At 39.9% G+C, this 1,086-nt stretch carries 1 protein-coding gene; it reads left to right on the top strand.

The features are described from left to right. Positions 1–148 precede the first annotated feature (148 nt). Positions 149–1,086, top strand: a 938-nt coding sequence (locus QTO00_RS20110) for a hypothetical protein (protein ID WP_331426325.1), incomplete at its 3' end; no start/stop codon positions are given.

Here is a 1,086-nt window from a genome sequence, read left to right as displayed (position 1 = left end):
TAGAGTATATTGGTAACCTGGTTAATAAAACGCAGCGCTTGCTGCGTTTTTTAGTATCTAAGCTAAAATTTAATTTAAAGTTCAAACTGGTGTGGGCTTTCACAGAGGGTTGTGGAAATGTTTTGATTGCCAAGGAAGATACTTTAAATTGAAAAAATCTATTGTAGTTGCGGTGTCTGTAGTGACCCTCGTGGGATTGGTTGTTACCTTTGACGCACAGAGAAAAAACATTAAAGAGTCGACTGTCGCGACATTAGAAAGTCGAACCGAAACCATATCTCGATATTTGAGTATGTTACTGCTTAATGTCACTTCGCTCAGAAATACTGCAAACTTGGCTTATCTTTCCTATCAAAGTACCGTCGATACAGACGCTCTTACCCCTTATATTCAACATTACCCAGAGCTTAAAGTTTACACGCTAGATTTAGGCCATGTTCTAGACAAGGTTGATGACCTCTCCTATGGGACTTTATCTGTTATGGATGACGTCAGCATAGAAACTCTCGCAAAAAATAAAGATCTTGATGTCGTTAAGCACTTAATACCGCAAATGGGTTCTATCGTACTAGAGCCCGCAATTGAGTGGGCTTATATTATTTCCAGTGATAAGTTTATTTACCTTACTCCTCGGGTCGGAGTCGAACAGTTTCATGTTTCTGAGTCTGTGTATGCAAGTGCCATGTGGACGTCAATGAATGAGGAGAACAATCCAGAAAGAGAAAGAAGGTTGTTTGCTCCGTATAACGATGCTGCCGGTAAAGGGATTATGCTGACCATCTCATCACCTCTCTATGATGACGAAGACGTGTTTCGTGGTGTTATCGCAATGGATGTTAGTGTGCGAACTATCATTGAAATGCTATCCATAGGTTTGGATACCGGGGAATCAGTGATTTTTGATGAAGAAGACAATGTGGTCAATGACAAAGGAGAGATTTTTGCGTTGAAGGACTTCACCAGAAAGTTGGTATCAAAACTTGATGCTAATTTTCATGAAGACGAAGAAGGTTATCAAATCACCCATACTCTCATAGACGAAGAGCTCTATATCAGTCACAGTTTTACTTATTCAGAGCTGAATCA

This window comes from Vibrio sp. M260118 (genome assembly GCF_036533755.1).
GTDB lineage: Bacteria > Pseudomonadota > Gammaproteobacteria > Enterobacterales > Vibrionaceae > Vibrio.
Note: the sequence above shows the minus strand (reverse complement) of the source record. Positions and strands in the feature narration are given on the sequence as shown.